The 23,604-nt window shown below is 48.5% G+C and carries 16 protein-coding genes and 1 pseudogene; 4 read left to right on the top strand and 13 right to left on the bottom strand.

The window, feature by feature from the left end:
* The first annotated feature begins 213 nt into the window (after positions 1 to 213).
* Together HRE53_RS06630 and HRE53_RS06625 are read left to right on the top strand one after the other, a co-directional pair.
* A complete protein-coding gene (locus HRE53_RS06630; RefSeq protein ID WP_235109616.1) occupies positions 214 to 1,845 on the top strand; it encodes a DUF3747 domain-containing protein in 1,632 nt (543 codons plus the stop codon).
* 22 nt (positions 1,846 to 1,867) lie between these two features.
* Positions 1,868 to 3,421, top strand: coding sequence for a pitrilysin family protein (locus HRE53_RS06625; protein WP_315876372.1), 1,554 nt, complete (start codon positions 1,868 to 1,870; stop codon positions 3,419 to 3,421).
* Positions 3,422 to 3,432: 11 nt separating this feature from the next.
* Here HRE53_RS06625 and HRE53_RS06620 read toward each other — a convergent pair whose 3' ends face one another.
* The 4 genes and pseudogenes from HRE53_RS06620 to HRE53_RS06600 all read right to left on the bottom strand — a co-directional run bounded on the left by HRE53_RS06620 (position 3,433) and on the right by HRE53_RS06600 (position 8,262).
* Complete coding sequence (locus tag HRE53_RS06620) at positions 3,433 to 3,816, bottom strand: tetratricopeptide repeat protein (RefSeq protein ID WP_235109612.1); 384 nt, start codon at positions 3,814 to 3,816, stop codon at positions 3,433 to 3,435.
* A 345-nt stretch (positions 3,817 to 4,161) separates the two neighbouring features.
* A pseudogene (locus tag HRE53_RS06615) lies at positions 4,162 to 5,673 on the bottom strand (site-2 protease family protein).
* Between the two features lie 66 nt (positions 5,674 to 5,739).
* Positions 5,740 to 6,999 carry a VWA domain-containing protein gene (locus HRE53_RS06605; RefSeq protein ID WP_235109607.1) on the bottom strand — a complete coding sequence of 420 codons (1,260 nt, stop codon included), beginning with the start codon at positions 6,997 to 6,999 and terminating at the stop codon, positions 5,740 to 5,742.
* Positions 7,000 to 7,245: 246 nt separating this feature from the next.
* The gene (locus HRE53_RS06600) at positions 7,246 to 8,262 is read right to left on the bottom strand and encodes a GntR family transcriptional regulator (protein ID WP_212662725.1); all 1,017 of its coding nucleotides are present in this window, start codon (positions 8,260 to 8,262) and stop codon (positions 7,246 to 7,248) included.
* 184 nt (positions 8,263 to 8,446) lie between these two features.
* On the opposite strand from HRE53_RS06600, the gene HRE53_RS06595 reads away from it, so the two are divergent.
* On the top strand, positions 8,447 to 9,181 hold the full coding sequence (locus HRE53_RS06595) for a dienelactone hydrolase family protein (RefSeq protein ID WP_315876566.1): 735 nt from the start codon (positions 8,447 to 8,449) through the stop codon (positions 9,179 to 9,181).
* A gap of 24 nt (positions 9,182 to 9,205) precedes the next feature.
* On the opposite strand, the gene HRE53_RS06590 is transcribed toward HRE53_RS06595, so the two are convergent.
* Together HRE53_RS06590 and cobS are read right to left on the bottom strand one after the other, a co-directional pair.
* Complete coding sequence (locus tag HRE53_RS06590) at positions 9,206 to 11,308, bottom strand: Rne/Rng family ribonuclease (RefSeq protein WP_235109606.1); 2,103 nt, start codon at positions 11,306 to 11,308, stop codon at positions 9,206 to 9,208.
* A 476-nt stretch (positions 11,309 to 11,784) separates the two neighbouring features.
* Positions 11,785 to 12,537 (bottom strand): adenosylcobinamide-GDP ribazoletransferase, encoded by a 753-nt coding sequence (gene cobS, locus HRE53_RS06585; RefSeq protein ID WP_235109605.1) that lies wholly within the window; start codon positions 12,535 to 12,537, stop codon positions 11,785 to 11,787.
* 710 nt (positions 12,538 to 13,247) lie between these two features.
* On the opposite strand from cobS, the gene HRE53_RS06580 reads away from it, so the two are divergent.
* Positions 13,248 to 15,029, top strand: coding sequence for a transglycosylase domain-containing protein (locus HRE53_RS06580; RefSeq protein WP_235109604.1), 1,782 nt, complete (start codon positions 13,248 to 13,250; stop codon positions 15,027 to 15,029).
* Positions 15,030 to 15,196: 167 nt separating this feature from the next.
* Here HRE53_RS06580 and HRE53_RS06575 read toward each other — a convergent pair whose 3' ends face one another.
* The 7 genes from HRE53_RS06575 to HRE53_RS06545 form a co-directional block, all read right to left on the bottom strand.
* Positions 15,197 to 16,591 (bottom strand): DEAD/DEAH box helicase, encoded by a 1,395-nt coding sequence (locus HRE53_RS06575; RefSeq protein WP_235109603.1) that lies wholly within the window; start codon positions 16,589 to 16,591, stop codon positions 15,197 to 15,199.
* Positions 16,592 to 16,937: 346 nt separating this feature from the next.
* Complete coding sequence (gene rimO, locus HRE53_RS06570) at positions 16,938 to 18,260, bottom strand: 30S ribosomal protein S12 methylthiotransferase RimO (RefSeq protein WP_235109602.1); 1,323 nt, start codon at positions 18,258 to 18,260, stop codon at positions 16,938 to 16,940.
* A gap of 58 nt (positions 18,261 to 18,318) precedes the next feature.
* Complete coding sequence (locus HRE53_RS06565; protein ID WP_235109601.1) at positions 18,319 to 18,843, bottom strand: hypothetical protein; 525 nt, start codon at positions 18,841 to 18,843, stop codon at positions 18,319 to 18,321.
* A gap of 120 nt (positions 18,844 to 18,963) precedes the next feature.
* Entirely contained in the window at positions 18,964 to 19,563 is a 600-nt protein-coding gene (locus HRE53_RS06560) for a hypothetical protein (protein WP_235109600.1), read from the bottom strand.
* 21 nt (positions 19,564 to 19,584) lie between these two features.
* On the bottom strand, positions 19,585 to 20,490 hold the full coding sequence (gene lipA / locus HRE53_RS06555) for a lipoyl synthase (RefSeq protein WP_235109598.1): 906 nt from the start codon (positions 20,488 to 20,490) through the stop codon (positions 19,585 to 19,587).
* Positions 20,491 to 20,552: 62 nt separating this feature from the next.
* Entirely contained in the window at positions 20,553 to 21,203 is a 651-nt protein-coding gene (locus HRE53_RS06550) for a CDP-alcohol phosphatidyltransferase family protein (RefSeq protein WP_235109597.1), read from the bottom strand.
* A 96-nt stretch (positions 21,204 to 21,299) separates the two neighbouring features.
* The gene (locus HRE53_RS06545) at positions 21,300 to 23,540 is read right to left on the bottom strand and encodes a transporter (protein ID WP_235109595.1); all 2,241 of its coding nucleotides are present in this window, start codon (positions 23,538 to 23,540) and stop codon (positions 21,300 to 21,302) included.
* Between the last annotated feature and the right edge of the window lie 64 nt (positions 23,541 to 23,604).

The raw sequence follows: 23,604 nt of genomic DNA, 5'->3' as shown, positions 1-23,604 counted from the left end.
TCTGATACTCTATCCAGAGTTAGAAACCGACTCAAACTGATAAATGTTCTGTTTTATAACCGAGAACAAAAAATCCACTTCAAAATCCATAGGTTTAAGTTAATCTTGTAAAACTCAAGCTTCAACCTGGATCTGACGGATTTCTTTTTTTAGTTTGGGAATAATACTTATAGAGCATTCATCGTCATCAATCAGGGCGCTGGAGACAACCCCATGCATTATTTATCTCTTCATAGGTTGACGGCATTTGCCGCTGCTGCCATTCCATTGGCGACAGCCTTACCTGCGATCGCAAATGGAATACCCGCCACAAACCCAGACCTATTAGAGAGTAAACGCAGCCCTCAAACCTTGTTGGCCGCTACTTTTGGGCAAACAGCGGTTCCCCAAAATAAATTTATTGCAGTTGCGGTTCCCCGAGATCGGGGTTACTACAATTTACTGGTTCTAGAACAAATTTCTAGCAGTAAAAAATGTTGGAAAGAGCATGGAGCGAGCCCCACAGAAATTGAGCCTCTATTGCTCAAGTTTGACTTTACAGGGATTTGTGGCCGTAGCACCGATAGCAATGGTTACTCTATCCGTCAGGCAGGTAAAGATCTAGGGCTAGATTATCAACTCACTCTGCAAAAACAAGGTAATGAGCTGCTGTTGCTAGGGATGCCCAGCTCTCGTCGGTTAGGGGAGCCAATGGTTATTGGTAGAACCCGGGGCATGAGTTCTGGACTGCTCAAAATTCACTTGAATTCTGGCTGGAATTTTGCCAAACGCACCTACAATGGCAAAACCCTAGGCCATGTTTATCTCAATACTGAGCAAGCACAGCCCGCTGTGTTTGCCGGACGGCGCTTATCGCCTCCACGGTCATCTGCGAGAAGGGAGCCGATTGTGCCGCCTTCCTCTGCAAAAGTAGTTGACATACCCGTGCCCTCCCAGTCTGCATCAGTTCCCAGTTCAGGGTTTCTCTATCGAGTTGTGGTGGAACCTGGCAATAGCGGGCAAAAGACTCGTATCAAATCATTAGTGCCAGATGCTTTTCGATCCGCATACCAAGGTCGCTCGGTGATGCAGGTCGGCTTGTTTAATAGCCGTTCCAAAGTCGATAGCATCGTAAAACTGTTGAAGCGCAATGACTTGAAGCCAGAGATTATTGAAAATGAGCGATCTAGAATTTCTGCAGTCCCTCCTTCTTCGATTGCCAGTCGCGGTGTAGATATTCCTGTTCCTTCCCCGGTAGCCGATCGTAGACGCCGGTTTAAATCGGCTGCACGCCAATCTAATACGCTGTATCGGGTTGTCGTTAAGCCTCGGAATACCAAACAAAAATCTAAAATTAAGTCTCTTGTCCCCGATGCCTTTCGATCGTCTTATAAGGGGCGATCTGTGATGCAAGTGGGGTTGTTTGACAATCGCTCTAAACTGGATCGCATGGTCAAACTGATGAAGCGAAATGGTTTGAAACCTGAAGTCATCAAAGATAGTCGTCGCCGCCTCGCCTTGCGAACCGTGCCTGCTAGGGTAGGTGTATTACCCGTGCCGGGGTCTAGGATTCCAATGGGGCGCGCAGATAAAGGGTCCGATATTTATCATCTCCGGGCAGGATTGCCCCCTGCACCGCCCTCGTCATCGATTGCTTTAGGACCTCGATATCGAATCGTGGTATCAGCCTTTAATTCCCGTCAAAAAAGTAAACTTAAGGGGTTGGTTCCCGGTGCCTTTCGATCTTCTTATCGTGGGCGATCCGTGATGCAAGTAGGGTCTTTTGCTTCTGTGCGAGAAGCACAAGATAGAATGCAACTGATCCAACGTCACGGGATGAATCCGATTCTGGAGAAAACTCAGTAACTCCGACATCATTACAAGGAGAATGCGGTTGTCTAGATTACAAAAAATTGCTTTGTTGCTGCTGGCTGCCTTTGTTAGCCTCGCTCTTTATGGTCAACCGGTTGGGGCGGCAACCCCAAAACCCCCTCCAGCAGAAGCGGGTCAATCTATCCAACCCTATCTGGATCGAGTCAAGGATAAGGTAACGACATTTCGGCTGAAAAATGGGTTGAAATTTATTGTTTTAGAAAGACATCAAGCGCCCGTTGTTGCGCTTCATACCTATGCAGATGTAGGCGGTTCTGATGAACCGATGGGACAAACTGGGGTTGCACATTATCTGGAGCATCTAGCATTCAAAGGCACTCGCCGGATTGGTGCAACAGACTATGAGTCTGAAAAGCCGCTCTTAGAACAGCAAGATAAGCTATTTGACCAAATCCAAGCGGCAAAGGCTAAAAAAGATGAGCAAGCGGTTCAAACACTGACCCAAGAATTCACTGAAGTCTCCAAGAAAGCAGGGGAACTGGTGAAGCAAAACGAAATGGGCCAAATCATCAACCAAGAAGGGGGCGTGGGCCTCAATGCCACAACCTCCTCAGATGCGACCCGCTATTTCTATAGCTTGCCTGCCAATAAGCTAGAACTTTGGATGTCTTTGGAATCAGAACGTTTTTTAGAGCCTGTTCTGAGGGAATTCTATAAAGAGAAAGAAGTCATTTTGGAAGAACGGCGGTTACGCACCGATAATTCGCCCATTGGCAAAATGGTCGAAGTCTTCTTAGGAGAAGCTTTTGATGTCCACCCTTATCTGCAGCCGGTGATTGGTTATGAGAAAGATCTTCGCAATTTAACCCGTCAGAATGTCCAAGACTTCTTTGATACCTACTATGGTCCTGGTAATTTAACCATTGCCATTGTGGGGGATGTGAACCCCAAAGAAGTGAAGAAGCTGGCGAAAACTTATTTTGGCCGTTTCAAGTCGCGATCACAGCCCCCTCAAGTCACTGAGGTGGAACCCCCACAACAGAAAACAAAATCCGTGACCCTGGAGTTAAAATCCCAGCCTTGGTATTTAGAAGGCTATCATCGCCCTGCCATTAGCGATCCGGATCATGTCATCTATGAATTGATTGCTAGCTTGCTGAGTGATGGCCGTACGTCTCGACTCTATAAGTCTTTAGTAGAATCGCAAAAGATTGCCTTGAGTGCAGAAGGGTTTAGTGGTTTTCCTGGAGATAAGTATCCGAACCTGATGTTGTTCTATGCGTTAACGGCACCCGGACATACGGTCGATGAAGTCGCCACTTCTTTGAATGCTGAGTTGGCAAAACTGAAGACAGAATTGGTAGATACCCAAGACTTGGATCGTCTGAAAACCCAGGCTCGGGCTAGTCTATTGCGATCGCTAGATTCGAATAGTGGGATGGCAAGGTTATTGACAGAGTACGAAGTCAAAACCGGGGATTGGCGCAATCTGTTCAGTGAACTAGAAAAGATTGAATCCGTGACTCCAGAAGATGTTCAACGAATTGCGGACTTGACCTTCAAACCTGAAAATCGTACCGTTGGCTATATCTTGTCCAAGGGCAAATAAAGGCTAGGGTTTCAATTCAGCATTTGTTGGAGCGTTTGAGCTTGAGCAAACCTAGGCGTGATGGCTAGAGCTGCCTGAACTTCTTGTCGTGCAGCATCTAGCTTGTCCTGCCGTTTGAGAATAATTGCCAAATTGTAGTGGGCTAAGGTGTGGATGCTAGCGGGTTGTTCTGGACGATCTGGTAAAGACAAGATTTGCTTGAAAACGATACTGGCTTCATCCAATTGATTGGCTTCAATTAACGCCAACCCCATATTGGTATAGGGTTGGTCGTAAGTAGGATCAAGCTGGATAGCCTTTTCATAGGTTTTTATTGCTTCGTCCAATTCCAGTTGTAGATGTAAGCTTAGCCCTAAATTGAAAAAGGCCTCAGCCGACTGAGGTTGTTCTTGCACGATCTAATGTAGATGAGTTTCAGCTTGATTATATTGCCCTGCCTTCAGCTCCTGCTTGGCTTGCTGTAACGAGGTCTGGGGGGTCTGACTCTGACCCAACGCAGGGAGTAACCATAAACTACTAGTACTACAAGAATGACCTGGTTGGCCTTGGGAAGTGTCATTACGGGAGATTCATCTCGAACCTTGGTATAGCGAGGGAATGCTTGATACTAGTTGAGCCATTCATCGTCGTTAACATGTCTCAACTCAGGCCAACCCATATAGCAATGAGTTGACCCGATATCCGTTTGCCTTGTCTACCAAATTGACCCGCATTGCTGTGCTGCAGTTAGGCGTGGTGTGTTAGACGCCGATGCCAATACGAGTCGCTAAACTCGGAGAAAGCGGCAAGAGGATGGCCACCATGATGAATAAAGCAGCTAACCCTAAAGCCGCTCGGGTATCGTCAGGTTCTGTGAGTTCATTAAGGCTGGGACGTTCTAAATCTCGCTGTAGGAGCAAAATGATGATGGCCCAATACAAGGCAATGGGATTGGCGATGGCAATGAGGGCCAATATGACTAGGGTAATCCAAGTACTTAAACGCGCAATTTTTCGCCCATAGATGGCTTGAATAATCCGTCCTCCATCAAGAGAGCCAGCAGGCATTAAGTTAAGGGCCGTGATCACCAGGCCAAGCCAGCCTACACCGACTAAAGGATGAACCAGTATGCTGGAGACTTGCAAGGTATCTCCCAAGAACAGACGTGCTAACGTCCCTACAAAAATCGACCCTCTAAGAAACGAAATATCGAGGGGTAAAATGGGGCTGGACGGGGACAAAATTAATCCCAAAATGAGTAATGTGAGTGAAAACAAACCCCCGGCTGCCGGTCCAGAAAAGGCAATATCAAATAAGCTTTGGCGATTAGGAAGTAGAGATTCAAACCGATTAAAGACGCCAAAAGAACCAATTTGCAGGGCTGGAAAGGGGAAGGGCCAGCTTAGTCGCACCTGATATCGCTGGGCACTCACTTGATGACCAACTTCATGGGCGACTAATACTCCTACTAAACCTAAGCCGATGGGGAGTGCTTCCGATAATCGCTCGGGTTGTTCGATGAGGTTGAAGGACAATAAAAAAGCACCTGTAATGAGGCAAGAGCCAATGGTGGCTAAACTGAGAATCGTTGCAAACAGCTTTTGGGTCCACCCACCTACTTTCGGGTCGTTGCGTCGTGGTAAGACAATAACAATGGGTTTTTCGTCAGTATTCTCGACCAGAAATAAGCGATATTGCTCCGGCAATCTTGATTCGAGCTGCTGGGTTAACTCGCTATGAACTGTGGGTACATCTCCTCTTAGATTGCCCTGAATGATGACCCCATCTTGATAGGGAATGGTTTCTGTGGCAAAAAAAAGTGTCAATGCCAAAGATGCCCTGGATTGATTTGAGATCTTCCGCTGAAATGGGAGGTGGGGCAATCGTTGTTGGGGGGGGGGATTTCAGGGGGAGTGGAAGAAGAGGCTTTGCTATCGGTAACAGGATTATCTGAGCTTGGTGCGGAGGTAGCTTCTATGGGAGAGATGTCTGGTGAGGTTGGGGGGGGGGACCTGCTGGGAGTCTTGATTGGCTAAATAGCGTAACCGCCTGCCTAAGGTGATGTAGAGGCTAATGGACAGGATTACCATCAAAAGAACGCTCGCTAGGTTGAGAGTAATCCCTAAACTGAGCAGACCAAACATGAGGAGCCATGGTCCCATGAGGACCAGAGATTGTAGCCAAGCTAAAACGCCGATTTGCCCCATGGGACGGGCGCGTTGATAGCCGACTCCGAGAATTACAAAAGCGGCCAAAAAAAGTAAGCCAGTCATAGGTGCTGTTGGATGAATGAAGTGAGCAGCGTGGCAGTTGGATAGAACATAGCTCGGGCCTACCGGTTAGGAAGGGGCTTGTAAGGTTGTTTTGGACACGATGCGAGTTTTTTTACGATCGCTGTCCGACAGCTCTTCCCCTTCCTGTAGCCGAGTAGCGCTGCCTTGTAAGATCGTGGCAGCATTTTCATCCCCCATTTGTAAGGCGGTATTGGCAGCCATTTGCAGCATAGTTGCTGCGCCTGCGCGGTCGCCTTCCTGCAGTTTCGTTTCTGCAATTTGTGTCTGACGATATTTAGCTAAAGCCAGGATGTTTTTTTGAACTTTAGGGTTCGAAGAGGGTTGATAACTCTCCGTTACCGCAACCTCAACCGGGATTTTTTCGGAAAGCAGATCCGTTTGTTCCAAAGCAGGATTGTCATAGCGGACTTGAAGGGTGGCAATGGTCTGTCGACCAGGAGAGAGCTGATCAATATAAAGATTGACCAGTACTGTCCGCTGCATCTGGGTCATCAGATCTCCGATCCGAATAATGGCTAAATCGCCTTCTTCTGTAATCGGTAGCTCTACGGTTTCCGGAGTAACCTGGGCCACAGGTTTGAGATTAGCCAACCGGACGCCAGGGCTTAGAGAAATTAAAAAATGAGCATTCGTCAAGCTGACGGTCTCAATACGGGTAAATAGGTTATTGAAAACAGTAACGGCATTTTCGGGCTTTTCGATGAAGGAGAGGCTTCCCCCCCCTGAATCCGCGATACCTTCTAATACATCTTCATTCCAATGACTACCAAAGCCTAGGGTATTGAGGGTAATGTTGTACCCTGCTGCTAACTCGGCAAACTGTTGACAGCGCTGATTATCGCCATGTTCATTCTCACCATCTGTGAGCAGAAAGGCTTGAGAAATAGTGCCTTGTTTACCGACTGCTAACTCTTCAATCCCTAACTTCATACCATCATCAATGGCTGTGCCCCCTTTGGGCTCAAGACGTTGGATCAGGGCTTTAATTTGTTCCGGGTCTTCCACCAGTTGGTTGGGAATCAAGACTTTGGCATGGTGATCAAAGGCTACTACGGCAATGTGATCGCCAGGATTGAGTCGATCGATCAAGCTTTGAGCTGCTTCTTTGACCGTCGCTAACGGGCGGCCAGTCATGGAGCCACTGTGATCCAAAATCAAACAGAGGTTCAACGGTGCGTTGCGAGTGCCATCGTTTAATCCCGTCTCGTGAATGGCAGAAACAGCAATGGATAATTGACGTTGTTGCGTTCCTTGAGAGGCGTCAAGATGGTCATCGTTTAGGGCCAGACTGAGGCTGACGTTCATGGTTTGTTTCTCGTAATGCAGAATGTGGGTTGCTTCTTGGGATTGGGTTTAGTCTAGCGATTTTCGCCAACTCTAACTCACTACTACAGAACCCTTTACATCCTTATCCTAAGTCTTTGCGACTCTAACTGGTGGGTCTTAAGCGTCCCAGTGAAAAGACTAGGAGAGGAGACTTTGACAATGGCGCTTATCCCTTGGCCCAGGAAAAATATAGACTACAGCAATGGAATGATGGTGACTAGGAATTTAAGAGTCGGAGGGATCTTCGATGCCTAATTCTCGCTGTAATAACTCAATGGATTGTGGATCGATGTAATTACGGCAGCAAACTAACTTGGGGAGACGAATTAAATCAGGTTCTGCTGCAATGACTGCGGCTTTTAAGATATCAAAACTGGCTTGATCACAAATAATGGTCTGAGCATGGCGGATAACGGCATTCAGTTTATAGGTATCCTTACACTCCGCACTCATGACGTAAATATCTTCACCACGAAGGCTATAAATCATGACTTCAGCGACCCCTAATGTACCAGGGCTGAGACTGACTAACCCCAGCCGACTGCCTTCGGGCAGGGCTTTAATCAGCTCTAATTCGTCGGAGTAGTCATAAATATCGATGGGGATAATGCGAAAGGCTTTGGGGTCTTTATGTTTAGCCTGCACTTCAGCCAAAATTTCTTCGGCTTGGGTGGCAAAATAGCGAACAGCCAGCACCGTGGCTGCTTTACGGGTTTTTAAGTCTGTGGATAGCTCTTCTAGGGCCACTAACTGAATGGTGATGGATAAGGCTTGCTGGAGCTCTTGTACCGTAATTTCACCTGCCCCCCAGTCATGTTTAGGGACGGTAACGATCACGCGGGTACTGGCACGCAGACGTTCTGTGATGGCATTGAGGAATAGTTCTTCCACCTGTTTGAGGGTGTAGCCGCGCTGGAGGAAGCCGTCTAAACTTTGCTCAATGAGTTCGGGGACAGGCGTGGCCGTTTCTTCTTCCGTGATCGGTAAGGATTCTTGGCCTAAGGCTCGAACATAAATTCCAGACCCCACTTGGGCTTCTACAAAGCCAGCGTTTTCAAGTCGTTCATAGACTTTGCTGATCGTATTGCGATGAAGCCCCGTTTGCATTGCCAGCTGTCGTGTACTGGGTAGCCGGTAACCAGGGGCGAACTGCCGAGATGCGATCGCAAAGCAGACTTGGTTAAATAACTGCGTTGAGGCCGGGATTTCACTATCCGGCTGAATTTTAAACTGGACCATCATAGGCCAAGGGCAAAGTGAAAGCAGCAATCCCTCTATCATATGAGCTGAAGAGAAGGATTGACAGACTTAAATTAGTTATTTTGGAGACGAGTCGGTTGCCAAATCTGTGACTTGAATCGTGAAATCCCTTCCCAAACCCCAGATGTTTCGAGACACTAGACATGGCGTAATCCCTGGGAAAAAGATTGCTGTGGTAGAGATTCAGACTAAATCGGTGACCATTAATAATGGAGATATCTCCATCGATGCCTACTTAGCCAAACCCCTTGAGTCAGGCATCTGGCCAGGTATTGTGGTCTTTCAAGAAGTTTTTGGGGTTAATGATCATATTCGATCTGTCACGGATCGGATTGCCCAGCTTGGCTATGTGGCGATTGCCCCTGCACTTTACCAACGACAGGCTCCAGGATTTGAGGTGGGGTATAGTCCTGCTGATTTAGAACTCGGAAGAACTTATAAGAATCAAACAACCGCAGCTGACTTGTTAAGTGATATCCGAGCTACGTTGACCTACCTACAACAACAAGAACCGGTGAAATCATCCTTTGGTGCCATTGGTTTTTGTTTTGGTGGGCATGTGGCCTATTTAGCTGCGACGTTGCCAGATATTCAGGCAACAGCCTCCTTCTATGGAGCAGGCATCGCAACGATGACGCCGGGAGGGGGAGTGCCGACTGTAGCACTAACCCCTCAAATTCAAGGCGTTCTCTATGCTTTTTTTGGCACTCAAGATGCTTTGATTCCATCCATAGATGTAGAGCAAATTAAAGCTGAACTGCAAGCACACCAAATTCGTCATCAAGTGTTTACTTACCCTGCCAACCATGGTTTTTTCTGTGATCAGCGAGCCAGCTATCAGCCTGAAGCAGCAGCTCAGGCTTGGCAGCAAGTTCAACAGCTGTTTAAGCAGTATTTATAAGACTGCATCTCGATTAAAAAGTAATCAAGAATCTTCATTGGGGTCTAACGAAAGCTGTTTGGCTGATGGAGCTGAAGATCGGCGACGACGGCGGCGAGTAGACGTCTGAGCGGGTTCAGCTGGCTTTTCTTCAGCTGGTTCAGGCGTGGCGACTAATACCGGTTCGATTTTAGCCACTTCAGCTTTGGCGGGGGGGGCAGTTTCAACTTCGTCTAGCTCTTCTTTTTCATCTTGGGTGGCAGCGATTGCTTTGTTGACTACTTTGATGGCTGCTGTTTCAGTGACCACTTTGATGGCTGCTGTTTCAGTAGCAGCTGGTGCTGGGTTATCCCCTGGTGCGAGGATTTCTACAATGGCTGATTTGGGCTTTTTGATCTCGCCTGGGAACAAGACTACAGGCGAAATACCCATAAAAGCGTAGATATCCTGCTCTTCGGAGGTCATGGTCACGGAGATGACTTCTGGCGGTGTGTCTTGACGTTGACGAGTGCTGGAGCGGCTTCGAGATCGTTCCGAGCGTTCCGAGCGTTCCGAGCGTTCCGAGCTTTCATTTCCCTCGCTTTTGCTTGCGTCTGAACCATTGGTGTCGCTGGTGTTTTTGACGACTGGTTTAGAATCCGAGGTAGAACCATTGCGAACTAAACGAGGGCTGATGGATTCCCGAGAAAGATTATCTCCTAACCGAGAACGGCGTCGACGTCGGCGGTTGCCTCGTTCTTGATAGCTGGGATGGTTCGTTAAATCAAGTTCTTGCAGGTCATCCGATGGATCGAGATGGATCTGATCATTTAAGTTGGCCGAGATGCCTGGTAAGGGTATACCGGATGTACTGATGGGGGTAGGTTTAGTGGTCTCAGATCGTTCCACCTCACCCACGGTTGGTGCAGCTTCACCTGGGAGATGGACCAGATTTCCAAGCCCCCCACAGGCGGGACAGGGGGTGCCAAATAGCTCGTAAATATTTTGTCCTTGCCGTTTGCGAGTCAGTTCGACTAAGCCTAATTCGGTCAGCTGGGCAATTTGGGGGCGAGCTTTGTCTGCTTTTAAGGCTTTATTAAACTGCTCTAGGACTTGTAGTTGATCGCGGCGAGAGTCCATATCAATGAAGTCAATGATAATGACGCCGGCGATATTCCGTAACCGCAGCTGACGAGCGATTTCAGTGGCAGCCTCACAGTTGGTCCACAATACCGTTTCTCGAGCTGTGGCGGAGCGAGTGAAAGAGCCGGAGTTGACGTCAACAACGGTGAGGGCTTCTGTTTTCTCAATAATGATATATCCACCAGAAGGTAGGTCAACCCTTGGTTTTAAGGCTTCTCGGATAGCCGCGTTGACGCGGAAATACTCCAGGATGGAGGTGGACTCACGATGCTGATCGACCAATACCCCTTGGGGTAACTTGTTGGTATTGTTCCAGTTCACCAGGTGCTGTTTGACCCGTTTGAGACCTGGGGTAGAATCCACCACAATCCGATTGACATTATTGCTGTAAACGTCTCGGAGGACTCTTTGGATAAAGTCTGTATCCCGATCTAGCAGTGCAGGGGCTCGCGTCGAAGCGGCTTGCTGCTGGACACTTTCCCACTGCCGTTGTAAGAGTTCCAAGTCTTCAATGATGGCTTCTTCGGCAACACCTTCGGCTTCAGTACGGACCAACAAGCCCATACCTGCAGGCTTAATTAATATGCCGAGGGCGCGTAAGCGACTTCGTTCGTCTTCTATGCGAATGCGGCGGGATAGGTTGACCCCCCGCCCTGAGGGCATGAGGACCAGGTAGCGACCCGGTAAAGATACATTTCCCGTGAGCCTTGGACCTTTAGTCCCTGTTGGCTCCTTCATGATTTGGACTAATACTTTTTGTTGGGGCGTTAACAGTTCAGTAATCGCACCAGAGTTGCGCTTTAAGCGCACTGGACCCAAGTCGCTGACATGAATAAATCCATTGCGTTCAGCATCGCCAATATTGACAAAGGCAGCATCAATGCCAGGTAATACATTCTCAACGATACCTAGGTAGATGTCTCCTACCTGATGACTGCCAGTGGCAACGATGAGTTCTTGGATTTGATCTTCTGAAAATACAGCAGCGATCCGATGCTGCTCGGCAATGATAATTTGCTTGGGCATTCAAATTCCTCAAAGAAACTGAGCCAGCAGACAACACGTTTCATGTCTGGGCTTAACTCGTAATAACAAAAGAGATTGTGGGGCTTGGACGTTCAAGATTTGTGGAAGGGAAACTGAATTAATATTGGAAACTAATCGTAGATTTGTTACCCAAAAATGGAAAGATCTTAGATCTTCTCGCAAGGGTAGAGTGATTCTGGCTATTTCACGAATAAAAGTGGCAAGAATCTTTACAAAGAGCCTGGCGAGACCGACAGGATTGAACCTTAAGTTGGTGTAAATACTGACCGGGTTATCCTCGCGTCAACGGTAGGTTTACAGCCTGGTAGATTCAGCATGCATCACTTCTTAAAAAAAGCTTGAACATGAAGAATCTAGCCGTACCGAAGTCGAGATAGCTCCTGTTGAGAAGCATTATAGCGTGGAGTCTCGGTTATGCTCACGCTGGCCTATGGGATTTTGACAAGGGGGACTGATTAAATCAGTGTCAAGCAGCATAGGACTAATGCTTCTGTCCATTCTACGATGGCACCGTAAACATCACCAGTCATCCCTTTAAATTGGTAATAAAACCAGTAGCTGATGCCGAGGGATAGGCTGATTCCCATTAGGATACCCCCCAAAACAGATTGCCATGCAAAGGGAAACCCGTAATATTGGCAGACGGTGATGATGAATAAACCCATTGCGCTAGGCCATAGATCCCCCATGCCTTGAAAAGCATTGGTGTGGAAGGCATTGTTACCCTCGGGTTTGAGATAAGGGTAGGCGGCAATGGCCATAACCTGAGCGATTCGTCCCCAGACTAGGGCGGTCACTAGGGCGGGCAGGTGAGGAATCGAGAGATTACTTAATGCGCAGACCTTGAGGAGAATTACTAGGGTGCCAGCCATGGCCCCAAAGGCCCCAGTGCGACTATCGGACATGACGGCGAGACGCCGTTCGGGCTCCATGACAGCGAGACCATCAGCGGTATCCATGACGCCATCCAGATGGAGGCCGCCGGTGATGCCTATCCAGAGGGCGACGACTAGAGCACTGCGAGTTAGGACGGGCATCTGCCCTAAGGCAAGACTATAGTCGATGGTACCGATGCCCACTCCTAAGAGCAAACCGACCCAAGGGGCCCAACGCGCAATTCGTTCAAATTCTAAGGGCCAGTTCGGGGGGAGTGGAATACAGCTATAAAATGCGATCGCACCCCCGATTTGCTTCAAAATGTGTTTCATCTGTGCCAGGGATAAGGAAAGAAAGAGGGATATAGGGCTAAGCCCTTTACATCTGCTCGAGTTGATTGTGGCATAGGACAGCCAGGCAATTTCTAGAGTGGGGGTGCTTTATGGGTGGGATTTAAGTGTGGTTTACTGCTACTAATGTCCTGTCAAAACAAAGATTTTTGTTGAATTTTTATCCAGAACATAGATTATTTAGAGACATTGCGTTAAATTAAGTCCCAAGTTGCAAGGATCTGGTGAGCATAGAGCAGAGCCAATCAGTATTTTTTTCAATCAAGAGGGGCGTTTCGTGGCTAAACAAATTTCTGAAATTCGTCCTTCTGTTGATCCACGATCTTCACAAGTCCTTCCTTCCAAACTGGGCAAAGCCAAAGATCGAGCACTAAATCTGGATCCGATACCCGAGTCGACTGATAGTCTCCGTAAAAAGCTAAAAGATAAACGGCGCCAGCAGAAACAGCAAGAAAAGCAAAGAAAACAAGCACTCCGCCAAAAATCAAACCGACGTAAAGATAGTCCGCGTCGAATTACTGCATCTAGCCCAGATTTTAAACAATCAAGTCAAGAATTAGCGGGGGCCTTAGCAGTCCCTTCTTCTGTAGAGCCGGTACCCGTTCGTCAGCGCCCCAAGAAAGTTGTCCGTCGCTCAACCTCGTCTCGATGGCGGCCGTTAAGACGCCTAGGAATGTTGCTAGGCGTAACCGGTGTCGCTTGTGCTGGGGGGATGGGTTGCTCTGGAGCTAAATCTGCCGGATACGACCCATATGGAAATAGAAACCCAGGTTCGTGCTGGAACAACCACTCTGAAATCTGCAGATGGTTCCATTCTTTTTCAAGATGGACCTGCTAGTCGCAAAACGGTCAGTATCAATCAAATTCCTCGGCAATTGCAGCAGGCCTTTATTGCCACAGAAGATCGACGGTTTTTTGACCATGATGGCATTGATGGCCAAGGCATCTTACGGGCTATGGTGACCAATGTGCTGTCAGGAGAGCTAGCGGAGGGGGGGAGCACGATTACCCAGCAGCTGGCCCGGATGACTTATCTCAATCAAGAACGCTCGATTTTGCGGAAGTTGAAAGAAGCCCGTTTATCCCAAAAGATTGAAGATAAACTTTCTAAGACCCAGATTTTAGAGCGCTACCTCAATCAGGTGTATTTAGGGAGCGGGGCTTATGGGGTAGCTGATGCCGCTTGGGTTTATTTTGGCAAGTCTTTAAATCAGCTCAATTTGCAGGAAAGTGCGACCCTGGCAGGATTGCCTGCAGCTCCGAGCTTGTACTCTCCCTTAAGTAATCCCAAAGTGGCAAAGGAACGACGTAACTTAGTTCTGGAAAGGATGGTTCGGGCTGAGGCGATTACACCTGAAATGGCAGCAAAAGCCAAGAAAAGTCCCATTGCTTTAAATCCTAAAGTGCCGCCCAATGCCCAAGACCAAAGTCCGTACTTTACGGCTTACCTCCAGCAGCAATTGCCGGAACTCTTGTCGGACGAAGTGCTGAAACAGGGCGGCTTAGAAATTGAAACGACCCTAAACCTGAAGTGGCAGAAAATGGCTGCTTCAACCATCAAAGATGTGGTGTACCACGATGGCTATGCCCAGCGCTTTGATCAGGCTGCTTTGGTCTCTCTTGATCCTCGAAATGGTGAAATCAAGACGATGGTGGGTGGCAATGAGTTTGAAAAGTCTCAATTTAACCGGGTGACTCAAGCCCGACGACAGCCTGGATCTACCTTCAAAGCGTTTGTGTACACGGCTGCGATCGCATCAGGATTCTCCCCCCATGATGGTTTTCAAGACGCCCCCTTTATTGTGGACGGCTATCAGCCTAATAACTATGGCCATACCTATAAGGGCTGGATATCCATGCACCAGGCTCTTACCAAGTCTGCTAATATCCCTGCGGTGCGAGTGTTTATGGCGGTTGGTTTTGAACCCACGATTAAACTGGCCCGGGAGTTGGGGATTCAATCTCCCTTAAAACCCTATTATTCCACCGCTTTAGGGGCGAATGAAGTTAGCTTACTGGAATTGACTCGGGCCTATGGCACCCTTGCCGCTCAAGGCTATCGAAACCAGCCCTATGGGATTCGTTCGATTCGCAATCGTCAGGGTAAGGTCCTGTTTCAAAATAAAACGACCAAGCAGCGCGTGCTTGATTCATCATCGTCGGCCATTATGACTTGGATGTTGCAGCAGGTGGTGACATCGGGCACTGGGAAACCCGCTCGTATTGGTCGTCCAGTCGCGGGTAAAACGGGCACCTCTGAACATAATCGAGATTTATGGTTTATTGGCTATGTTCCGCAACTAGTGACGGGAGTCTGGTTGGGAAATGATGATAACTATCCCACAACCGGCACCAGTACGACTGCTGCGGCCACTTGGGGGGAAATTTATGAAACAGGCTGCCAAGGATATTCCCTCTCAACCCTTTCCCTCCTTGCCGAAACTGACGGGCCGGAAGGGAAGCATTGTGGCTAAACCTGTTAAGCCTAAACAGCTGAAGAATTTGCCAATGCCGAGACAAAAAGAACCCGCAGTAGAACCTGCTGAAAATGAGGTTTCAGATTAAATCTGGATCGGGTTGATTACTAAAACGGGGTGTGAGCTTACAGCTCACACCCCGTTTTTAAGGCCTTAAGTCAGTCTTAAGTAGATGCGGAAATAGAGCTCCGACGCTTATTAATAACGGGCTTTGATTTCCGACTACGTCCTCCATTTTTAGAAGACCAATCATCCAAGTTCGCTGTGATAGCAGGATAGCGGTCGAATGCCATTTGTAGTGCAGCTGCAGCAATGGTTTGAGTATCGTAGTCTTCGCTCAGTTGCGAAACGGTGGGCAAGAAAGAAGCCAATCGTTCCCCAGTCAGAATACTATGCAACTCTTCAGTCAGCTTCTCTAACCGGCGTCCTTCAATGGCTGAGCGGGTTGGAGTGGGTAGCGTGGGAATGTCTTGACGGATATGCTTCTCAATTTCATGAAGCTTCCAGCGATCGAGGGCATGAACCAAGGAAATGGCGGTGCCTTCATTACCTGCACGTCCGGTTCGACCGATCCGGTGCACGTAACTTTCTACACTATCGGGTGGCTCATAGTTGATCACGTGGCTCAGATCGTCAACGTGTAATCCTCGGGCAGCAATATCGGTGGCAACCACCCAGCGTATACGTCGCTGACGGAACCGGTCCAGCAATCGCTCTCGCTGACTTTGGCTTAAGTCACCATGATATTCATCGGCACTGTAGCCTGCAGTTTGCAGCTGTTGGGTTAGGGTTGCGGCTTCCCGGCGGGTGCGGACGAAAATAATGGCTGATTCAGGATCTTCTAGTTCCAGAACAGCTTGTAAGACCGTTGATCGCGCCCATGTGCGAGGAATTCGATAAGCCACCTGGTTAATCCGGGTCGGTGCAGCCTTCGGTTGCTCAACGGTAACGGTGACGGGATCATTTAGGAACTGCTTCGAGAGCTTGTAAATCTCTGGGGCCATTGTGGCGGAGAAAAATGCTGTTTTGCGATTACTAGGCACTCGCTCCAGAATTTTTCTGACATCGGGAATAAAGCCCATATTGAGCATTTCGTCCGCTTCGTCTAAGACGAACCAGCTGAGTTGGTCCAGAACGATTTCACCACGGCTAAGTAAGTCTAAAACTCGACCAGGGGTACCGACAATCAGCTGAGCACCACGACGCAGTTGTGAGATTTGTCGGTCAATGGACTGGCCACCGTAGATAGCGACGACTCGCAGTGCACCATCTGCTTTGAATTGGTAAACGGCTTCGCTAACTTGAACGGCTAACTCCCTTGTCGGGGTCAAAATCAGAGCTTGAGGTGCTTTTATGGTGGGATCCAGCTGCTCTAGGATAGGGAGAGAGAAGGCGGCTGTTTTACCAGTTCCAGTTTGGGCTTGGCCAATGATGTCGCGACCGGCCAGCAGATGGGGAATAGCTTCTGCTTGAATTTGGGTGGGTGTGGAAAAACCAAGCGCTTCTAAACAATCAACACGAGTTTGTGAAAGACCAAGTTGACTAAACGTAAGGGTCATGAACTCTCCTAGAGGGTTAATACAGGCTACTGCCGCTCGTGCAGATAAACGTCTACCGAGCAATCACCACAGCATCTGAATCATGACTATCAGTGTCTGCTCGTTAAAAAGTATGAAGTTAAGCGGTCTAACACCACTCAGGTGGAGTGGTTGAACAAGAGAGGGCAGTAGGGTGCCAACGGATATAAGTTGGCGATACTAAACAGGACTATGATCGCCCTATTGTTTCTATTCTGCAACAAAGTGTAACAAAAAACATTATAAGTCAAGTAATCATGACATTTGGTTAGACTGAATACCTAGCCAAATGTCATCGATAAACACTCAAATCTTGATTACAGCTCGTTCAAATGATCTGTCCATGTAAGTCATAGGCATCTGCATCGGTGATGCGGACAGTCGTTAAGGTTCCTAGGCGAGGGGGATTATCACCTGGATTGATATAGACGAGGCCATCTACATCAGCGGAAAAGCGAGCGGAACGACCAATGAGTTGACCCGAGCCAGCATGTTCTTGCTCAATTAAGATGGGTACGGTTTTACCCACTTCTTGTTGGTTTTGTTGCCAGGAGATGGGTTGTTGCAATGCCATTAAGCGATCGCGTCGCGTATCCATCACCTCTTGGGGCAGCTGATTGGGTAAGTCAAAAGCGGGGGTGCCTTCTTCTTGCGAGAAGGTAAACACGCCGACATGATCAAATTCATGGCGTTGAACAAACTCACAGAGATGTTCAAAGTGGGCATCTGTTTCTCCTGGAAATCCCACGATAAATGTGGTGCGGAGAACAGCATCAGGCAAGGTGGATTTGATCTTCTCAATAATCTGATCGTTGACTTGACCCTGCCAAGGACGATTCATGGCTCGCAATACTTCCGGATGGGAATGTTGTAGGGGCAAGTCCAGATAAGGCAAAACGTTATCGGTGTCTTGAATCGCCGCCATCACCTCTGGGGTTAGGCCCGTGGGATAGGCGTAATGCATGCGAATCCAAGGCACATCCACTTCACCTAGGGCTCTGAGGAGCTGGGCGAGCTGGGGTTTACCGTAGATATCGATGCCATAGTTGGTGGTAATTTGGGAAATTAAAATCAGCTCTTTCACGCCTTCGGCTGCCAACTGTTGGGCTTCAGCCACGATGGACTCAATGGAGCGTGAACGCTGTTTGCCCCGCAAATGGGGAATGATGCAAAAGGCACAGCCATAGTCACAGCCTTCGGCAATACGCACATAGGCAGTGCCTTCGGTGGTGGTGCGATACCGAGGAACGGTTTCATCAGCGATATAGGTCGGTTCTGGAGAAACTTCTTTGACCCGCTCTCCTGCTTCGGCCCGCTGAATCACATCCACAATTTTGTGATAGTCTCCAGTCCCTACCAGAGCAACAGCTTCGGGAAGCTCTTCGAGCAATTCCTCTTGGAAATGCTGAGCCATGCAGCCCGTAATTACAATTTTTTTGTTGGCTTCGGCAAGTTCGACTAGGGTGCGTACAGACTCTTCCCTAGCTGCCTGAATAAAGCTACAGGTGTTGACGATCACGTAATCGGCAAAGGCTTCATCGCTGTCGACGGGATATCCCGCTTCCACCAGCAGCCCCAACATATGTTCAGTGTCAACACGATTTTTTTCACAGCCGAGGTGAGCAACGGCGACGGAAGGCTGATTGGCCATGCAGGATAGATCAATTTTGAGAAAGAATACTCCGTGATCCTATCTCATGATCTGAAATTCAGTCAGCCTGGGCGAAGATGGCTTCCGAATCTTGTAGGATAGTTTCCATATCTGGCAGATATACATGTTGATAAATGGCACGAATTTTGGCTTGCTGATCCGAAATAATCAAAACCCCATAATTTTGTGATTGTTGCTGAAAAGCATCATAGTCAGTGGAGGAAATCCCAAAGACTTGATCGGCCAATTTCAGATCAGAGCCACCATAGAGATCCGCGCCTTTGATATTGGCGATGGAACCAAATGCACCGCATTCTTCATTGACGCAAAGGGACGGCAGGTCTGTATGTAACAGGTGAATCAGATACTTTCGATCTTTGGGTGTATTGCCCGCCTGTTGACCGGATTCTGAGCTGCCTGCATAACTTGGTAACGTTTTCCCGACCGATAATTTCCCCAAAATGGGGACAGATTGAAAGGTGGATGGGGATTCGCCTGGGTTCGCATCACAACTGAACATCAAGAAGGCTGTACTCAATACAAGACCAGTACGGATGGAGTTAAAGAGATTGTTCACAAGCATTATGGATATCGTTAAATGATGCAATAGGAGTTGGGTTTCCCTGGAACCGGAAGCTTGGCAATTTTAAGATCCGAAATAATATTGAAGCTAATGCCGTCTAAGCTTTGCTGGAGTGCATATTCAGGCTTGTGTTTGTAACCATTGAGTAAACCAGTTTTGAGCGTTGTTCAGTAATACCTCTTGTGAGTCGTCGTCCCATAGGGTGATGTTGAAAATATCTTCTAGCGATGCTGCACTGTGATAACGCACATATTTTCTGGCATGGTGGAGATCTCGGTAGGTCTGAATCACTGGAATAAAAGGCTTATTTTGCGATTCCCACCATTTCTGAGCGAATTCTAACCCTTGCCCCTGGGCACAGGCTTTCGTGAATTCAGCCGCAATGACATCTGTCATATGGCTGGCAAGCTGTCGTTGTGCAGAATATTGTGCGGGTTTATTGGGGGTGGATAAGTAATTGATAACAGTTCCTAAATTGATTGGTGCTAAAGAGGGACGTAGATGTTCGGGGGTATAGTCAGGGTCTAAATCGTATAGATCTGCTTCTAACTCAAACAGATGAATCAGGGCTTTTGCGACACCGCGATTAAATTGGGCTATATCCAGCGCCTCGGTCAGAGGATTAACCTGTTCGGTTAGGCCATGTACCATTGCAGAGGCTTGCTCCAAGGTCTTGAGACACTCAGCAATGGCGTTGGTTTGAGTGGCAACATCCTTCATCTATAACTGATAGCCAGGCGCTTACTCTCCGGCATGGTATGAACTTCTGACTAAAGGACCAGACCGAACGTGGCTAAATCCGAGAGAGCGAGCAATCTCACCTAGGCGATCAAACTCCTCGGGGTGCCAGTATTTCTGGACCGGGAGATGGTTGAGGGACGGGCGCATATATTGGCCCAGAGTGATGCGATCGCATCCCACTGCCCTTAAGTCTTCCATTGTTTCAATGATTTCAGCTTCTGTTTCGCCCAATCCCAGCATCAGACCTGATTTGGTAGCAATAATAGGTATGACATCATTTTTAGGTGCAAGTTCCTTAACGGTGGCTAATACCTGTAGCGATCGCTCATATTTTGCTCCTCGTCGCACGGGCCCTTGGAGACGCCGAACCGTTTCCAGATTGTGGTTATAGCAAACGGGGTGGGCGTCAACGACGGTGGCGATCAGATTGCGATCGCCCCGAAAATCAGGGGTTAAAACTTCAATATCGGTATTGGGGCTAACTGCCCGAATTGCCGCCATGGTCGCGGCGAACCATCCTGCCCCTTGATCTGGCAAATCATCTCTGGCAACGGAGGTCAGCACCACATACTTCAGCCCTAGTAGCTGCACAGAATCAGCAACCTTTTGTGGTTCTTGCTCATCTAAGGGTTGGGGCGCATGTCCCTTATCAACCTGGCAAAACGAACAGGCTCTGGTACAGACTGGCCCCATTAATAAAAATGTGGCTGTCTTTTGGGCATAGCATTCGCCCCGATTGGGACATCGGCCCTCTTCACAAATGGTGTGGATATTATGGCGTTTGACAATTTGCTGCACGGTGGACAGCTCACTTGCCTTGCCAATTGGGCGGCGTAGCCATTCTGGTAAGCGTTCTCGTATTTCTGTATTCGCCATTGGGTCTGCCTTATGACTACCTGACAGCATGGAAGCAAAGTATGCATTAGGTAATTACTATAACGACTTTGTATCTCTGAAGAACAGGCAGTTTAAGAAGGAGTTGGCTGATCCTTGACGGGGATAAGTGAGAACCAAAACCGGTGAACTGCAGCAATGTTGGAAATCACAGCTAATGCAATTAGCAAAATAAATAATTGCTGGGTGAGCAACCCTAAAATAATCAATACGATTCGAGTCGCTCGGCTCCCAATACTGGCAATAGAACTTTTGCCTGCGACCTCACTTCTGGCCCGAATGTAGGGAACCATGGTGGTCCCCAGCAGGGCGAATAATCCCACCAGTAAATGTTCAGTGGGGTTCACCAAAATTAGCGCTGCAATTAAGAAAAAATCGATGTAGCGATCTAAAACGCTGTCTAAAATACCACCTTCGATTGAGGTGAGATTGCGCTCCCGGGCGATGTCCCCATCCAATCCATCCATAAGACCACTCACCACCACTAATGCAGTTGCGAGCCAAAGCTGCTCCTGAATAATCAGCCATCCCGTGAGGGGGCCACCAATCCCTGCGGATACCCAGGTGACTCGATTGGGGGTAATCCAGGTAAAGCGAGCTAAAGATCTGGCTAGCTTAATAGTGAAAAACTGCACCATTCTGTCTAACGGAGACAGGGGGACTGTGATAGTTGTCTTGTCTTGACTTTCGGCAGAATCCTGAACAGGTGTGGAAGGGTTGGGCATAGCTATTTCCCGTAAACTCAGGCAACAGCGACCCTAACATGCCCATAGAAGAAAAATCAAAATCACCGCTATGGCCAAGAACCTGGCATTAACCCCTTAAAAAGGAATAGAAATGCCTGCACCAACTGTGATTTCATTTTGATCACGGACTCTTAGCTGATGCCAGGTGGATGAACCCACACGATTGGTGACAAAGAATTCAACATTGGGTTGGTTCTTGCCCGATTCATCACCCCCTATGATTTTTCTGGGATTCCAGCGCACGGCCACGGACCAGGGGATGCGATCGGCTAGGGTATTGCCGATAAAGGCATTACCCTCACCCAAGAAATTTGCTCCCAATTCGCCAACCAGGCTGAAGTCTTGAATGACCTCAACGGAGCCGCCTACGTTAAAGCCTCCCAGCTCTAGACCATCTCGCTGGATAAATCCTGCCGTGGGGGTAAACCAAAAGGCTAGTTGATCATTAACTTTGTAATGCAAGGGTAAGGATAGGGTCACCACAAAGCGCCTGCCTTCGGGACTGTCGGTCTGAAAGATCAGGGGGAAGTCTTTGGGGGCCCCTAGTCGGAATTGACCGTTACGGTTGTTGTTGTCAAAGTTGTCGAAGATATTGTTGGTGAGTCCCACTGTTACTGCGGCACTGGCTGTGAAAGGCGCTGCTTCTTCCTGGTTAAGCAATCGTAGTTTTACACCAAAGCCTTGCTCTGATTCGTCCACCTCACCAGAGATGTAATCCAAATAGGCAAAGAGTTCAAAATCCTTGACGATCCCATAGCGTAGGGCTGTTTGAATCCCTTGTCCACCGCCTTGTAAATGGAAGAGAAAACGCTGACTGGGCACGGTCCCGCCATCAAAAAAGGCTAGACCATCGGTGGTGTTGGGAGAATCTTGGCCATCTTGCTCACGGTTGAAGCTATCAGAAATTCGGCGGTTGGAGGCAAAGAGGCTGGGTAAAGAAATGACTCTCAACCCCAAAGCCGTTAAGTCCCGATCGGCAGTCAGGGCCAATGGCCCTTTGCTGCCAAAGGTATTGGTAGCAAAGATATCAAGCCCCAAGCTGGGATTGAGGAAATACCGTAGCCCCGCATTGTAAGCAATAGATTTGGCGGGTAGACCTGTATCCCGATTAAAACTGTTGTTGCCGGTAAAGGGCACAAACGCATCACCCCAGAGGGTGATCCGAGGGTGGACTTGATAGGAAATTGCCCCACTTAACCCCAAGGTTGTGCCAAAGGAACCTGGATTTGCGAGGGGTGGACGGGGGATAAAGACGGCATTGCTATCGGGGAAGAAGGCAATGGTGGGTGAAAGGGTAAATTGCCAACGCTCGTTAACGGTGGCAGTAAAAGGAAACTGGAGTGCTGGAATTAAGCTTTTATTCTCTTGCTCAATCCTTCCTGGATTAAATTCAAAGGTGCGTTTGGTCAGGGGCACTGCCAATGAAAAGGAACCGCTGAAGGCCAATGTTTCGTCAGGGTTATCCCATAGTCGTTGTTTGACGGATACCGTTAAATCTCGGTTGTTGACCCGTCTGACTACACCAAAGGGACCCAGGCGGTCTGGAGTGCCCGTATCAACGACCTGCAGGGTTAAATCCAGCTCTGTACTATCGGTGACACCCCAAGTGACTCCAAAGTTGGGGTAGGCTGCTGTACCGCTAGCGGCTTCAGTACCGGGTAAAAAGAAGAGTCGATTATAAAGGCTAAGGGCCACTGCCCCTTTGGGAAGGTGAATCGCGGTGGGTTGCTGAAATTGCTGGTTAGCTAAGGGGCTAAAGCGAGGTGCTGGTGTTTCTTCGCTATCTTCAGCGTTACTGTCGGTTTCAGCTGCGGCTGGAGGAACGGAGTCGACCTGGGCTAGATCTGCTGCACGAGTGGAGATGGGGAGAGGAGGGGTGACATCCTGGTGAGTTGTGGCCTGAGAGATGAGTGCCTGCTGTGGAAATAAGGTCGTTGGATGAGGCGGCAATGATTGTTTTGCATGGAGAGGAGGCGAGGATAGTTTTCTGTCGGCTGTAGTGTCTAAACTCGCATTTGAAGGACTAGCTGGATCAAGATTTTCCGGTTGAGCAGCAGTCGATTGAAAACTAACTTGGCGAGTGCTCTGGCTTGAACTGGATAGATTCAAGCTGCTGGAGGTCTGCTTGATCTGGGCTGTCGGATTTTGGCTAAAACTGAAGTCGGTACTTTTGAGACCTGCTGGGTTGAGATGGCATTCGTCACATGAAGTAGGGGTTAGGAGTGGATCTGAGAAGGGGGCGGTTTCGGCATGGGTTGGCAGACTCAAACCCATGATGGCAACGAAAACCCCAGTCGATAGGGTAATAGACTTCATATTGAGGATAATGACTCCGCTGAATCTCCGGTATGCAGGGATGTTCTCAGCCCTAGCTCCGCTC

Origin of the sequence: Acaryochloris sp. 'Moss Beach' (assembly GCF_021497025.1) — a bacterium.
Classification (GTDB): Bacteria; Cyanobacteriota; Cyanobacteriia; order Thermosynechococcales; family Thermosynechococcaceae; genus Acaryochloris; species Acaryochloris marina_A.
The sequence above is the reverse complement of the archived record's forward strand: the minus strand, read 5'-3'. Positions and strand labels throughout refer to the sequence as shown.

What these genes read in the sequence shown, in the direction of transcription:
- HRE53_RS06630 (WP_235109616.1), top strand. Translation starts at nt 214, where the DNA reads ATGCATTATTTATCTCTTCATAGGTTGACGGCATTTGCCGCTGCTGCC.
- HRE53_RS06625 (WP_315876372.1), top strand. Translation starts at nt 1,868, where the DNA reads ATGCGGTTGTCTAGATTACAAAAAATTGCTTTGTTGCTGCTGGCTGCC.
- HRE53_RS06605 (WP_235109607.1), bottom strand. Translation starts at nt 6,999, where the DNA reads ATGAACGTCAGCCTCAGTCTGGCCCTAAACGATGACCATCTTGACGCC.
- HRE53_RS06600 (WP_212662725.1), bottom strand. Translation starts at nt 8,262, where the DNA reads ATGATGGTCCAGTTTAAAATTCAGCCGGATAGTGAAATCCCGGCCTCA.
- HRE53_RS06590 (WP_235109606.1), bottom strand. Translation starts at nt 11,308, where the DNA reads ATGCCCAAGCAAATTATCATTGCCGAGCAGCATCGGATCGCTGCTGTA.
- cobS (WP_235109605.1), bottom strand. Translation starts at nt 12,537, where the DNA reads ATGAAACACATTTTGAAGCAAATCGGGGGTGCGATCGCATTTTATAGC.
- HRE53_RS06575 (WP_235109603.1), bottom strand. Translation starts at nt 16,591, where the DNA reads ATGACCCTTACGTTTAGTCAACTTGGTCTTTCACAAACTCGTGTTGAT.
- rimO (WP_235109602.1), bottom strand. Translation starts at nt 18,260, where the DNA reads ATGGCCAATCAGCCTTCCGTCGCCGTTGCTCACCTCGGCTGTGAAAAA.
- HRE53_RS06565 (WP_235109601.1), bottom strand. Translation starts at nt 18,843, where the DNA reads ATGCTTGTGAACAATCTCTTTAACTCCATCCGTACTGGTCTTGTATTG.
- HRE53_RS06560 (WP_235109600.1), bottom strand. Translation starts at nt 19,563, where the DNA reads ATGAAGGATGTTGCCACTCAAACCAACGCCATTGCTGAGTGTCTCAAG.
- lipA (WP_235109598.1), bottom strand. Translation starts at nt 20,490, where the DNA reads ATGCTGTCAGGTAGTCATAAGGCAGACCCAATGGCGAATACAGAAATA.
- HRE53_RS06550 (WP_235109597.1), bottom strand. Translation starts at nt 21,203, where the DNA reads ATGCCCAACCCTTCCACACCTGTTCAGGATTCTGCCGAAAGTCAAGAC.
- HRE53_RS06545 (WP_235109595.1), bottom strand. Translation starts at nt 23,540, where the DNA reads ATGAAGTCTATTACCCTATCGACTGGGGTTTTCGTTGCCATCATGGGT.